The sequence below is a fragment of the Acinetobacter sp. ANC 3832 genome, from assembly GCF_002135415.1.
GTDB lineage: Bacteria > Pseudomonadota > Gammaproteobacteria > Pseudomonadales > Moraxellaceae > Acinetobacter.
This window is the reverse complement of record NZ_NEGJ01000001.1, coordinates 440,732-454,057: the sequence shown is the minus strand read 5'-3', so window position 1 is coordinate 454,057 and position 13,326 is coordinate 440,732. Positions and strand designations below refer to the sequence as shown.

General features: G+C 38.3%; 15 protein-coding genes. 11 read left to right on the top strand and 4 right to left on the bottom strand.

Going from position 1 to position 13,326, the window contains the following annotated elements; translation table 11 throughout:
- Nucleotide 1: 1 nt before the first annotated feature.
- Entirely contained in the window at nucleotides 2-2,191 is a 2,190-nt protein-coding gene (locus tag B9T35_RS02180) for a LysM peptidoglycan-binding domain-containing protein (protein ID WP_086189481.1), read from the top strand.
- 1 nt (nucleotide 2,192) lies between these two features.
- The gene (locus B9T35_RS02175; RefSeq protein WP_086189480.1) at nucleotides 2,193-2,906 is read left to right on the top strand and encodes a hypothetical protein; all 714 of its coding nucleotides are present in this window, start codon (nucleotides 2,193-2,195) and stop codon (nucleotides 2,904-2,906) included.
- A gap of 125 nt (nucleotides 2,907-3,031) precedes the next feature.
- Here the strand turns inward: B9T35_RS02175 and B9T35_RS02170 are convergent, their stop codons facing one another.
- On the bottom strand, nucleotides 3,032-3,952 hold the full coding sequence (locus tag B9T35_RS02170) for a Dyp-type peroxidase (RefSeq protein ID WP_086189479.1): 921 nt from the start codon (nucleotides 3,950-3,952) through the stop codon (nucleotides 3,032-3,034).
- 171 nt (nucleotides 3,953-4,123) lie between these two features.
- Here B9T35_RS02170 and B9T35_RS02165 point away from each other — a divergent pair, with 171 nt between their 5' ends.
- A complete protein-coding gene (locus B9T35_RS02165) occupies nucleotides 4,124-4,744 on the top strand; it encodes a LysE family transporter (RefSeq protein ID WP_086189478.1) in 621 nt (206 codons plus the stop codon).
- Nucleotides 4,745-4,804: 60 nt separating this feature from the next.
- Here B9T35_RS02165 and znuB read toward each other — a convergent pair whose 3' ends face one another.
- Genes znuB through B9T35_RS02150 form a run of 3 tightly spaced genes read right to left on the bottom strand, consistent with a single transcriptional unit; the run spans nucleotide 4,805 to nucleotide 6,867 of the window.
- Entirely contained in the window at nucleotides 4,805-5,605 is an 801-nt protein-coding gene (znuB, locus tag B9T35_RS02160; RefSeq protein ID WP_086189477.1) for a zinc ABC transporter permease subunit ZnuB, read from the bottom strand.
- Nucleotides 5,606-5,608: 3 nt separating this feature from the next.
- Nucleotides 5,609-6,397: a zinc ABC transporter ATP-binding protein ZnuC gene (gene znuC, locus B9T35_RS02155; protein ID WP_086189476.1), complete on the bottom strand. Its 789-nt coding sequence runs from the start codon at nucleotides 6,395-6,397 to the stop codon at nucleotides 5,609-5,611.
- A complete protein-coding gene (locus B9T35_RS02150) occupies nucleotides 6,370-6,867 on the bottom strand; it encodes a transcriptional repressor (RefSeq protein ID WP_086189475.1) in 498 nt (165 codons plus the stop codon). The genes znuC and B9T35_RS02150 overlap by 28 nt, the downstream gene beginning before the upstream one ends.
- 137 nt (nucleotides 6,868-7,004) lie before the next feature.
- On the opposite strand from B9T35_RS02150, the gene B9T35_RS02145 reads away from it, so the two are divergent.
- From B9T35_RS02145 to atpG, 8 genes are all read left to right on the top strand, one after another.
- Nucleotides 7,005-7,847, top strand: a complete 843-nt coding sequence (locus B9T35_RS02145; RefSeq protein ID WP_086189474.1) for a metal ABC transporter solute-binding protein, Zn/Mn family — start codon at nucleotides 7,005-7,007, stop codon at nucleotides 7,845-7,847.
- A 170-nt stretch (nucleotides 7,848-8,017) separates the two neighbouring features.
- Nucleotides 8,018-8,416: an ATP synthase subunit I gene (locus B9T35_RS02140; RefSeq protein WP_086189473.1), complete on the top strand. Its 399-nt coding sequence runs from the start codon at nucleotides 8,018-8,020 to the stop codon at nucleotides 8,414-8,416.
- A gap of 104 nt (nucleotides 8,417-8,520) precedes the next feature.
- The gene (atpB, locus tag B9T35_RS02135; RefSeq protein WP_086189472.1) at nucleotides 8,521-9,396 is read left to right on the top strand and encodes a F0F1 ATP synthase subunit A; all 876 of its coding nucleotides are present in this window, start codon (nucleotides 8,521-8,523) and stop codon (nucleotides 9,394-9,396) included.
- Between the two features lie 83 nt (nucleotides 9,397-9,479).
- On the top strand, nucleotides 9,480-9,725 hold the full coding sequence (gene atpE / locus B9T35_RS02130) for a F0F1 ATP synthase subunit C (RefSeq protein WP_016654735.1): 246 nt from the start codon (nucleotides 9,480-9,482) through the stop codon (nucleotides 9,723-9,725).
- 38 nt (nucleotides 9,726-9,763) lie between these two features.
- A complete protein-coding gene (locus tag B9T35_RS02125; protein ID WP_086189471.1) occupies nucleotides 9,764-10,234 on the top strand; it encodes a F0F1 ATP synthase subunit B in 471 nt (156 codons plus the stop codon).
- Between the two features lie 11 nt (nucleotides 10,235-10,245).
- Entirely contained in the window at nucleotides 10,246-10,782 is a 537-nt protein-coding gene (locus tag B9T35_RS02120) for a F0F1 ATP synthase subunit delta (RefSeq protein ID WP_086189470.1), read from the top strand.
- Between the two features lie 47 nt (nucleotides 10,783-10,829).
- A complete protein-coding gene (atpA, locus tag B9T35_RS02115) occupies nucleotides 10,830-12,374 on the top strand; it encodes a F0F1 ATP synthase subunit alpha (protein WP_086189469.1) in 1,545 nt (514 codons plus the stop codon).
- Between the two features lie 76 nt (nucleotides 12,375-12,450).
- Complete coding sequence (atpG, locus tag B9T35_RS02110) at nucleotides 12,451-13,320, top strand: F0F1 ATP synthase subunit gamma (RefSeq protein ID WP_086189468.1); 870 nt, start codon at nucleotides 12,451-12,453, stop codon at nucleotides 13,318-13,320.
- Nucleotides 13,321-13,326: the final 6 nt, after the last annotated feature.

Genomic DNA, 13,326 nt, shown 5'->3' with positions numbered 1-13,326 from the left:
CATGACAAATAGTAAAAAATCATTAGCTACAATTCAGGTCATTGATATATTTGGAAGCCCTATTTCAAAAGCTCAATATGAAGTTAAAAATCAAAGGACTGGTCAAGTGATTGCAGCAGGTGCTACAAATTCATCTGGTTGTATTGTTGAGATTAGCCGAGATAAAGGGACTATTCTAGATGTTTATATAAAAAGTATGTTTGGCGGATTGATGGTTAAAGTACAAAGTTTTTCGATGTCTAGAGACCGAATGTTGGTTAAAATCACAAGCCCTAAAGTCCTTTTAGATTTAAAAACTTTGACAAATCAAGGTAATAGTGGGCAATATAAACGTAAAACGCATATTGTAAAAAAAGGTGAAACCTTAACTTCAATAGCATCTCAAAATCATACAACATTTAGAGCCTTAGAGCTTCTAAATAAAATTGATGATCCGAACAAGATCAGTATTGGTCAAGTAATAAAATTGCCAGTGAATATCCCAGCAGAAGGAAGCAATTCTCATCAGGATAAACCTAAACCAAAGATACCAAGTGCTCCAAAACCTAAAGTACCCCAAACTCCAACTTCAAAGAGCCCATCTAAAACGACTCAACAAACTAAAGCGGATATAGGAATTTTAGGTACTCTTGGGGATTTAGGTAATAACGCATTGGAGCAAGCTAATGATTTATATGAAGAAGGTAAAAAAACATTTAATAGTGCTGTGGGGTCAATAACAAAAATATTAACAGTTGATGATCGTAGTCAAGATGGTGGAACGCCAAAGTCTAATGCACCAAATTTATGTAAAACAAATCCGCAATGCATTGATAAAGGTAATAGTGAATTAATTCGGGAGATAAACATTCGTTTAGCAGGTTTTGGTGGAGCATTGCCTAGTGATGAGTTTACTGAACTAACCGCTAAATGTATTAGGCAGTTTCAACAAGATTATATGGGTGTAGAACCAACAGGAAAGATTTGTGGGAATTTTTTGGTGGCACTTGATAAATTTTATTATGACTATCCAGTAAGTGGGTTTATGGCGAAAGCCTCATGTCCATGTGGTCAGTGTGCAGGTTATGGTAATAATAGAAGAGGGGTTGTATCAGGACTAAATTCTGCAAATGAATATCCTGGAATACATAGATCGTTAATATGGATTCTTAAAGCCTTAAACTTTTATTTAAAAAATGAATTTAAAGCTAAAAAATTAGAGGTGGGATATATAGCATCTGGTTATAGATGTATAGAAAATAATAAAGGATATAACGAGAGTAAAGAGAAAAGAACAACAGTTAATCATATGGGGTTGGCTGTAGATTTACATATTAATAAAAATGGAGTTAGAACTAGAGAACTATCCGATATGGAATTTATTCGTCAATCAGTATTGAGTGTTAAAATGGGAGCATCTGAAGTAAGAACTAAGAATAAAATTTATTTAGAACCAAAAAAATTTAGTAATGGTAAAGCTGGAGCTAAAACTTGGGTGCATTATGATATTACTTATTTCGAAAATAAATATTTTAACGATAAATTTTTTAAGAAAAATACACAAGATCTAAATGGAAATATGTTGATAGCAATTATTCAAAATTCAAATAATTTAAATATATTATCGTGTAGTGGATTGGTTAATGTACCAAAAGTCGAAAATAGTTTAACTGATCAATTGATTTTAACTGCTGATGATATACTTAATATAATGAAAGTTACAGAAACTGAAGTTATTAAATTTAAAACGGAAACATATTTTCAACAACAAGCAGCAGGTGTGGTTGATACTATCATGAACCGCGTTAAGTCAGGTGTGTGGGGGAATAGTGTGAGTAGTGTAGCAAATGCACATCGCCAGTTTTCTAAGATGACCGGCCCAGCGAATTTAAAACCTTATGGTTCTGTTCAAAATATGCCAACTTCAGCTGTTAGTGCCAGAATTAGAAGTTTTGTTAATCAATATTTGATTGAAAGAGCGGAGGGAAAAAAATCTATCATTGGGCAAAATTTAAACTATGCAAACAAGTATTATTCTGATTCAAAGAATAGAAAACAATGGGTTGATGCATTTCATGATGAAGCTGTAAAAAAAGGAATGATTTTAGGTACTGGTAAAGCTATCCACGCTCACGGAACTGTCAGTGAGTTAAAAGGTAAAATGCCAAAACCTTTTGCAGTAATTTTACCTAAAGATTTCAAAGGAGTTTAATATGTTTAAAAATATTTATCAAAAGGTATTAATCATTATTTTGTTAAGTGCGAGCTCTTATGCTTGTGCAGAAAAGGATAAAAAAACCTGTTATAGTAATAATGTATTGCATCAAGCTGATTGTATAAAACATAATAATATTAATTTACAGTCAAAATTAAATTTAAAAAATAATAAAAATCAACAAGATTATAATAAATGGATGAAAGATCTAAAAAACAAGTGTGAAGGTACAATTAGCTTTTCTTCTGGAGAAGGTATAGGGTTAATAAAAGAGCAATGTTATAGTGATGGATATAAGGAGCGAATAAAGTATCTTGATAATAAGGTTAAGCAAAAAGATAAAAATAGTGATGATTTAGAGATAACGTATTTACCTTATAATTCCCAAGATCATTTGAAATGTTTAGAAAGTAACTCCAAGGATAGTTGCCAATCAGTAAACTTAATTTCTTCTAATAAACTTACTCATGCTTATAGTTTTATAAATTCTCAGTATGGGCGTGGAGTTGTTTTGCCTGAAAGTAGTGATGGAAAGTTGATAGTTATTTCACCTTTTTCAGATGAAGGCGAAACATTTCTAAATATAAATATTGTTGATAAGTTTGGAGTTGTCACAGAAAAAAACTTATCGGGGAAAACAAAATTTATTATAGATAAAAACTATAATTTAATTTATGTGAAAAATGGAAAAACGATAAAAGAAAAGCTATAAAATTTTGGACTTTTATGTAAATTAGAAGTCTAGTTATTCAATATTATTTATATTTATAATAAGTGTGTATTGATGATGTTTGATTACTAAGTAGCTTTAAAAAACTACTTAGTAATGATTTTTTATCACCCTTCCAAAATTTCTTCCAAGACCTCTTCATTCGGTACAAAGAAATACGCACCATCAACAGCCGTAACAAAGTGCAGTAAGCGGTCATGAATACCATCACCACTGGTACCAAACATTCGTACTAACATTTTATCAATACGGCTTAAATCTTGAGTATAAGCAATAAAAAATAAACCTTGGTCGCCTTTGCCATCACCATAAGGTAAAGAGTGGCGTAAAATTTCTAATTCTTCACCCTTATCATCTTCAATGACAGCTCGGGAAATATGTGCATTTTCAGGTTTGACATCATCATCCAGTTCAATACTTTCTAATTTAGTACGACCAATCACATGCTCCTGAGCATCAACTTTTAAACGCTTCCAGTTTTCCAAGTTATGAACATAACGCTGTGCAAAAACAAAAGAACCATCAGCAAAAATACCTGCTTCTTCACCAAGTAATGCAACTTCGTCACGATCATCTGGGAATTGCGGGTTTTCAGTACCATCAATAAAACCTGTTAAATCACGACCATCTAAATAACGGAAGCAAACACGTTCATCCAACAATTCAACTTTGTCACAAATGCCATCAAAGAAAGATTGGCTTAAAGCAAAACAAATATCTGTACGTGCAGATGCGAGATGGATCAGTACATCCGCAGGAACAACAGGCATATGAAAAGAACCTTGGATTGGTTCAAGCTGTTTAAAGCCTTCAGGGGCTTTGTCATATAACTTCGCCCAAAGCTCAGGACCAAATGCGATAGATGTTTTAATTTCAGCTTCAGGGTGTTGTGTGATTAAACGATCACGTGTACTCAATAAAGCATCTAAACGCTTTTTGAATTCATCAATGGAGAGATCTTTTAAATTCAGAACAATAAAACGTGCATGGTCTGATGGTAAAGGTAAAATTACGGATTGGGCTGTCATTTTAACGATGGCTCCTCAATTATTATCTATCCTAAGTATGTTTATAGTGCATGATGTAAAGCGAATTGAATAGCTTATTTATCTAGATTTTAATGCTTAAATTAATCGAAAAATAACGTAATAAAAAGCATATAATGGATTTTTCTTGTACAACATCGCTTTCTTATCTTTATGTCTTATCAAGTTTGGTTGGCTTATATGCTGGCTTGTTGGGTGATTAGCATTTCACCTGGTGCAGGTGCAATTGCTTCAATGTCGAGTGGTCTAAACTATGGTTTCCGTCGTGGTTATTGGAATGCATTCGGTCTGCAACTTGCTTTATTGGTACAAATTGCGGTTGTAGCTGCAGGGGTAGGGGTGTTATTTGCCACCACACCTTGGGCTTTTTTAGTGGTGAAATGGTTTGGGATTTTATATCTGCTGTATCTTGCTTTTATGCAATGGACAGCTTCTGCTCAATCTATCGATATTGAAAAAGAACAACCCACCAAGTCGATTCCTAAGCTGATTTTGCATGGTTTTATTGTGAATATCAGTAATCCAAAAGCGATTGTCTTTCTATTGGCTGTTTTGCCACAATTTTTAGATTTGTCTAAGCCACAATGGATTCAATATGTGATTATGGCAATCACCATGATTACTATTGATTTGATTGTTATGGCTGGATATACAGGTTTGGCAGCAAAAGTATTAAGACTTTTAAAATCTCCGAAACAACAAAAATATATGAATCGAACTTTTGCTGTTCTGTTTAGTTGCGCAGCAGGGTTATTGAGTTTGGTGCATCAATAAACAATAAATCTTATGAATTATCTTGGGCTATTATTCTGTTGAAATTTAACAGTGAAAAAATTAAACCAACTTTTTCACTTTTTGCACACTAAAAATCACAGCAAAAATAATGGCCATACATAGCACAATGCTCAAACCTGTTGAAATGTTCAAAGCAGCGCTTGACCATAAGCCGACTGTAATTCCAATTTGAGCAATAATAAATGCAACAAGTACCATTTGCTTAGGTGAATGTGAAAGTAATCGTGCTGAAAGGGCGGGGATGACCAGTAAAGCGCCCATCAATAAAGAACCAACAGCACGTAATGCTAAAACAGTGAATAAAGCCAAAAGTAACATGAAAATCAGACGTTGCCACTTCGCACTGACACCTTCACTGATGGCAATATCTGGGTCAATTGCAATTTGAATCTGTGCTTGCCAGTGTCTATATAAAATAACGAGTGCAACAAGAATCACGCTTGCAAATATAGGCAAATCGCGCCATTCAATGGTGAGCAAATCACCAAATAAATAGCTTAATAGTTCAGGTCTTAATGCGGGTAAATGCTGAATCAGTAATAAACCAGAACATAATAAGGTCGCAGAACAGAGTGCCAACAAAGCATCATTGGGTAAGCGTGGGTCATGTAAAACCCAAAGTACAGCAACCAATAAAATTGCGGTAAAGGTCACACCGACCCAAAGCGGAAGTGTAAGAACAGCAGCCAGCGCAACGCCTAATAATGTTCCATGTGCCATCGTGTCTGCAAAAAAAGACATCCGACGCCATAACATTAAACAACCTAAGGGTGCGGTCAGGAACACCAATAATGTTCCCATAATCCATGCAGGTAATAGCAGTTCTAACCATTCCATCATGGATTAAGCTTCCGGTTCAGGGTGAATATGTGGGCGAGGGTCGTGTTGGCAAGCAGTCGCTGAATCACCATGAGCACAATGATCATGATGATGCTGATAAAAGGCACGATTTGTACCAAATAATGCCTGATACTCAGGATGTTGCTGAATATTTTCAGGTAAACCACTACAGCAAATATGTTTATTGAGACAAACCACGCGTTGCGTACCTTGCATAACCCATTGTAAATCATGCGATACAATCAGAATAGAACATCCATAACGATCAGGTAAGCTACGAACATAGTCATACAGTTCAGCTTCAGATTGAATATCTAAACCTTGCATAGGTTCATCAAGAACCAATAAATTAGGTTGGCGTAATAAAGCACGCGCCAATAAAACCCGTTGTCTTTCACCACCTGAAAGTTGCTGTACTTTCGAATCTTGTAATTTGCTAATGCCTGTATCACGAATGATTTCAGCTTTAATGGTTTTATCGCATTTTTCCAGACTTAACAGATCTTTAACACGTAAAGGCAGACTGTGTGAGGGATTAAATTTTTGTGGTACATAAGCCAGTTTTAATTTTTTATCATTCAGTACTTTGCCTGAATTGGGTTTTACAATTCCGAGTAAGACTTTAATGAGGGTTGATTTACCTGCACCATTTGGACCAATAAGTGTGACGATTTCTTTTTCTTGTAATGAAAAATCGACACTTTTAAGAATATCCCGATCATCAATGCGAACATTGACTTGCTCTAGAGCAATCAGTGGATGATTTAAGCCTTGTTTGAGCACTGCTGACACATTCCTGAAATTTCGATGATACTGTGATGAGCCTTAAAGTGATCAGATTCAGCCAACTGATCAAGTTCTTGAATCAAACCTTTCGCAGATGCTTCTTTAACAGTATGACATTGCGTACAAATCAGAAATGCCGCTTGATGTCCTTCGCGTGGGTGACAGCAAGGAATGTAAGCATTAATAGAGGTGAGGCGATGAATAAAACCTTTTTCCAATAAAAAATCTAAAGTGCGATATACCGTAGGTGGGGCAGCAGGGCGTTCAGAAGAACCTTTTAATTTTGCCAAAAGATCATAAGCACCGACAGGTCCAGTCGCAGTTAAAATCAGTTCTAAAACTTCTTTACGCAAAGGCGTAAGTCGTGCGCCAGAAGTTGCACATAAAGTTTCTGCTTCAGAAAGGCGAGCTTCAACATTCTGATGGTCATGTACACCGTGTAAAGTATCATGATGCTCGTGTGAACATAAGCTCATAGCAGACCTCTGGAAGACTTGAGTGGAAAAACAACGGTAAATCTTACCATGAAGCCAGATCATTCTTACGAATGGCATAGGTATTTTTTAACTTCTGTTATACTATAACATACATTATGTTTTGGTATGCTGTCCCCATGTCTCGCTTTTTCGCATTTTGTCTGTGTTTACTCTTTGCAAGTATAGGTTGGGCTCAGGCTCCGCTTGTGGTTTCAACACATCCTATTTATTTGATTGCTAAAAAGATTACTCAAGGTATAGAAGAACCAGAGTTATTGTTAGAACATCAGACAGGGCATGACGTACAGTTAACGCCAGCACATCGTAAAATCATTCAAGAAGCGTCTTTGGTGATTTGGGTGGGGAAAGAGCATGAAGCACCATTGGAAAAAGTGTTGGGTGATAATCCCAAAGCTATTTCCATTCTTAATTCAGGCATCATTCAAGCCTTACCTCTAAGAAGTACACGCGGTGTGGCATTAAAAGATACCATTGATACGCATGTCTGGTTAGATCCGAACAATGCAGTACGGATTGGTTTCTTTATTGCAGCATTGCGTTCACAGCAACATCCTGAAAATAAAGTAATGTATTGGGACAATGCGAAAAAATTTGCTCAAGAAATGCTATTAGCTTCACAAAAATTCAATGGGGTAGGGGCGTCAAAACCATATTGGGCATTTCATGATGCTTATCAATATTTAGAACGCCCACTCAATTTGAAATTTTCAGGTGCTTTAACGGATGATCCACACATTGCGCCAACCGTTAGTCAGATAAAATACCTGAATGACTCACGCCCATATTCAAAAATGTGCCTATTGGCAGAGGCAAGTGCAAGCCCAAGTCAGTACCGTAAATTGGGTGATATTGCATTTTATTCTGTTGATGAAACTTTAGCCAATCAACAAGATTTTGTGGTTGCATGGCAATCTTTGGCGAAAGAAACACAAGCTTGTGTACTTAGTGCACGAAAATGATGCAAAAAATAAGCAACAATTGTACATATCAAAAGCAACACAAAGCTTAAATAATCTCGACTAAGGTCGGGAAAAGATTGCATGTTCAGGGGTGTAACTCTATAATGCCTGCGATTAAAAACGATCATCAGCTAAACTTGTCAAGCATTTATGCTGTGAGTGGATAAAAAATGAGCCGAACTAGTCGCATGATAGACCGACGATTAGCAAAAGCTTTGGTCTATTTACAAGCATTTATGATTCCTGTTTCAGCTTTAATAGCGTGGGTCTTGAAAGACTCGACTGCGGCTTTAAGTGCAGCATTAGGTGCATTTATATGTTGGCTTGCCAGTTGTTATTTTTCTTGGCAGTCGTTTCGAGCTGCAGGTGCACGCGCTTCTAAACAAGTTCTTGCGAACATGTATAGAGGCATGATGGGCAAATTTGCAATTATGATTGTTGGTTTCATTTTAATTTTAGGCAATGTAAAGCCGTTATATCCGGCAGCATTGTTTTGTGGTTTTATCCTTGTTCAAGCGATGACGTGGGTCGCACCTTTTTTGGTATCACGTCTACAAAAACAAGTTTAAAAGAAGCAGAAATTGAAAAGTTTTTTTGGAGATGAGCGAGATATCAAGCAGCACGCGATGTTCGCTCACTCTATTAGTTTCTTGACATTGACCAGGTGTGATTTATGGCTGCTGAAGAACATGCCCTTACTTCGACCGAGTATATCAAGCATCACTTGACCAATATGACCTATGGCAAGATGCCAGATGGTACTTGGAAATTGGCTGAAAGTGGTGCTGAAGCTCATCAGATGGGGTTCACTGCAATTCACTTGGATTCAATGGGTTGGTCTATCGGATTAGGTCTGATTTTCTGTTTGCTGTTCTGGAGTGTAGCGAAAGCTGCAAATGCTGGTGTTCCTACCAAGTTCCAGTCTGCAATTGAAATGATGATTGAGTTTGTAGACTCAAGTGTTCGTGATACTTTCCACGGAAAGTCACGTTTGATTGCACCATTAGCATTGACCATTTTCGTGTGGATTTTCCTCATGAACTTAATGGATTTAGTGCCTGTAGACTTTATTCCTCATCTTGCTACGCTTATTGGTAGTAATGTGTTTGGAATGGATCCGCATAGTGTGTATTTCAAAATTGTACCTACTACAGATCCTAACGTTACTTTAGGTATGTCATTATCTGTATTCGCTCTCATTATTTTCTACAGTATTCGTGAAAAAGGTGTGAGTGGGTTTGTAGGTGAATTGGCACTTAATCCATTCAATCCTAAGAATCCAATCGCTAAAGCACTTTTAATTCCATTTAACTTGCTTTTGGAATTGGTAACTTTCCTTGCACGTCCAATTTCATTGGCTCTACGACTTTTCGGTAACATGTATGCGGGTGAGTTAATCTTCATCTTAATCGCGTTATTACCGTTCTGGATCCAGTGGGCGTTGTCTGTGCCTTGGGCGATTTTCCATATTTTGATTATCACCCTCCAAGCGTTTATTTTTATGATGCTCACCATCGTTTATTTAAGCATGGCAAGCGAAAAGCATTAATGGTATTACCTAACTATCAACGGGTGGTTAGGTACAGTTTTTTTAACTTAATTTGGTATAAACCTAACCTCTGAGGAATTATCATGGAACTAGGTCTTGGTCTTGTTGCAATTGCAGCTGCTATTTTGATCGCTTTTGGTGCTTTAGGTACTGCGATTGGTTTTGGTCTTTTGGGCGGTCGCTTTCTTGAAGCTGTTGCACGTCAACCAGAATTGGCTCCACAACTTCAAACTCGTATGTTCTTAATCGCAGGTCTTTTAGATGCTGTGCCTATGATCGGTGTTGGTATTGGCTTGTTCTTCATCTTCGCTAATCCATTTGTAGGTTAATCAGCTTAATTCCTAAATTAAACTATTGAGGAATAGCAATGAATATTAACCTCACATTGATTGGTCAAGCGATTTCATTTGCGATTTTTGTCGCATTTTGTATGAAGTTTGTATGGCCACCACTAATCAATGCGATTAGTGAGCGTCAGCGTCGTATCGCTGATGGCTTAAATGCTGCTGAAAAAGCGAAAGCTGATCTTGCTGATGCGCAAGCACAAGTTAAGCAAGAAATTGATGCAGCAAAAGCGCAAGCGGCTCTCTTGATTGAACAAGCGAACCGTCGCGGTGCACAATTGGTCGAAGAAGCGCGTACTCAAGCATCTGCTGAAGGTGAGCGTATTCGTCAACAAGCGAAAGAAGCTGTTGATCAAGACATCAATACTGCTCGTGAAGAATTACGTCAACAAGTTGCTGCTTTGGCGGTGACTGGTGCAGAAAAAATTCTGAACCAACAAGTTGATGCTGAAGCTCACAATGCCATGCTTAATCAGCTGGCTGCTAAACTTTAAGAGAGGCAAATATGGCTGAACTCTTGACGTTGGCACGCCCGTATGCGAAAGCGGCATTTGCTTATGCAACTGAGCAGAATGCAACAGACGATTGGTCTAATGCATTGCAAGTGCTTAGTGCAGCAGTGCAAGACGAAGCATTTTCAGCTTATTTGAATCGCCCTGAACTTACTCCTGTTGAGCAAGTTGGTGTTTTTGCGAAAATTTTAGGTGAACAACCTTCTGCTGCAGTGTCAAACTTTTTGACACTTCTTGCAGATAATGGCCGTTTGGCTTTGTTACCTGAGATTGAAGCGGAATATGAACAGCTCAAATCACAGAATAACAATACTGTAGATGTCATTATTGAATCTGCATTTCCACTTGACTCAGTTCAAGAACAGAAACTTGCGCATGCGTTGGAAAAACGTTTCAACAGTTCTGTGAAAGTAACTGTGGAAGTGAATCCAGCATTAATCGCTGGTGTAGTTATTCGTGCAGGCGACCAAGTGATAGATGATTCTGCGCTTAGCAAGCTTGAAAAGATGCGGACTCGTCTTCTTGCTTAATTGCTTATAAAGAAGACTGAACTAATAAAAGATTGAGGTATAGCGCAATGCAACAACTGAATCCATCCGAGATCAGTGCGCTCATTAAACAGCGTATCGGCGATCTGGACACCAGCGCGACCGCTAAGAACGAAGGGACCATTGTTATGGTTTCCGACGGTATTGTGCGTATTCACGGCCTTGCTGATGCAATGTACGGTGAAATGATCGAATTCGACGGCGGCTTATTTGGTATGGCACTGAACCTAGAACAGGATTCAGTGGGCGTCGTTGTTTTAGGTAACTACTTGACTCTTCAAGAAGGTCAAAAAGCTCGTTGCACAGGTCGTGTATTAGAAGTTCCGGTTGGTCCAGAACTTTTAGGCCGTGTAGTAGATGCTTTGGGTAACCCAATTGATGGTAAAGGCCCAATTGATGCAAAATTAACTGATGCTGTTGAAAAAGTAGCACCAGGTGTAATTTGGCGTCAATCAGTGGATCAACCTGTACAAACTGGTTATAAATCAGTAGATACAATGATCCCTGTAGGTCGTGGCCAACGTGAGTTGATCATTGGTGACCGTCAAACTGGTAAAACAGCAATGGCGATCGATGCGATCATCGCTCAGAAACATTCTGGCATTAAATGTGTATACGTAGCTATTGGTCAAAAACAATCGACTATTGCTAACGTTGTACGCAAGCTCGAAGAAACTGGCGCTATGGCGTATACAACTGTTGTCGCAGCAGGTGCATCAGATCCAGCAGCAATGTTGTATTTGGCTCCGTATTCTGGCTGTACAATGGGCGAATACTACCGTGACCGCGGTGAAGATGCGTTAATCATTTATGATGACTTGTCTAAACAAGCAGTTGCGTATCGTCAAATTTCATTGCTTTTACGCCGTCCACCAGGTCGTGAAGCGTATCCAGGGGACGTGTTCTATCTTCACTCGCGTCTACTTGAACGTGCTTCTCGTGTATCTGCTGACTACGTTGAGAAATTCACTAACGGTGAAGTTAAAGGCCAAACTGGTTCATTAACTGCATTGCCGATTATTGAAACTCAAGCGGGTGACGTATCTGCATTTGTACCAACAAACGTAATTTCGATTACAGATGGTCAGATCTTCCTTGAAACATCATTATTCAACGCAGGTATTCGTCCTGCTGTGAACGCGGGTATCTCTGTATCTCGTGTTGGTGGTTCTGCGCAGACTAAGATCATCAAAAAATTGTCTGGTGGTATCCGTACCGCTTTGGCGCAATATCGTGAATTGGCTGCATTTGCTCAGTTCGCTTCTGATCTTGATGAAGCAACACGTAAGCAATTAGAACATGGTCAACGTGTAACTGAATTAATGAAGCAAAAACAATATGCTCCATATTCAATTGCTGACCAAGCTGTTTCTATTTATGCATCTAACGAAGGCTATATGGCTGACGTTGAAGTGAAGAAAATCGTAGACTTTGATGCTGCGTTAATTTCTTACTTCCGTGCAGAAAATGCTGCGTTAATGCAAAATATCGATGAAACTGGTAACTATACTAAAGACATCGAAGCTGCATTCAAAGCCGGTATTGAGAGCTTTAAAGCGACTCAAACTTACTAAGTTCGATTTAGTTAAGTTTGGTTCACGGATCAACCTTCGGAGGCTTGAAAGAGCCTTCGAATACTAGGTTAAGCGTATGGCAAATTTAAAAGAAATTCGCGCCAAAGTCGCTAGTATCAAGAGCACGCAAAAGATTACTCGCGCGATGCAAATGGTAGCAGCGTCTAAGATGCGTCGTGCGCAAGAGCGCATGGCTCAAGGCCGTCCGTATGCCGAAAATATGCACCGTGTAATTGCTCATTTGGTACAAGCGAATCCTGAATATAAACACCGTTATATGGTTGAACGCCCAGTAAAACGCGTTGGCTATATCATTGTTTCTTCAGATCGTGGTTTGGCAGGTGGTTTGAACATTAACTTGTTCAAGAAAACTGTGAAACACGTACAACAGCAACAAGAGCAGTCAATTGAAGTTCAATTTGCTTTAATTGGTCAAAAAGCGGTTTCGTTTTTTAAAAACTACGGCGGTAAAGTACTTGGTGCAACGACGAATGTCGGTGATTCTCCAAGTCTTGAGCAGTTATCTGGTTCTGTACAGGTGATGTTGGATGCTTATGATAAAGGCGAGTTAGATCGCATTTATTTGGTATCAAACGGCTTTGTTAATGCCATGACTCAAAATCAAAAAATCGAACAACTCGTGCCTTTAGCTGCTGCTGAAGAAGGCGAGAATCTAAACCGTTCATATGGTTGGGATTACTTATATGAGCCAGAAGCTGAAGAGCTTTTAAATGGCTTATTGGTTCGCTATATCGAGTCTGTGGTGTATCAGGGTGTGATTGAAAACATCGCATGTGAGCAGTCTGCACGTATGGTCGCTATGAAAGCAGCGACAGACAATGCAGGCGATATCATTAAGAGCCTACAACTCATTTATAACAAGCTGCGTCAAGCCGCGATTACTCAGGAAATTTCTGAGATCGTTGGTGGTGCCGCTGCCGTTTAACATTAT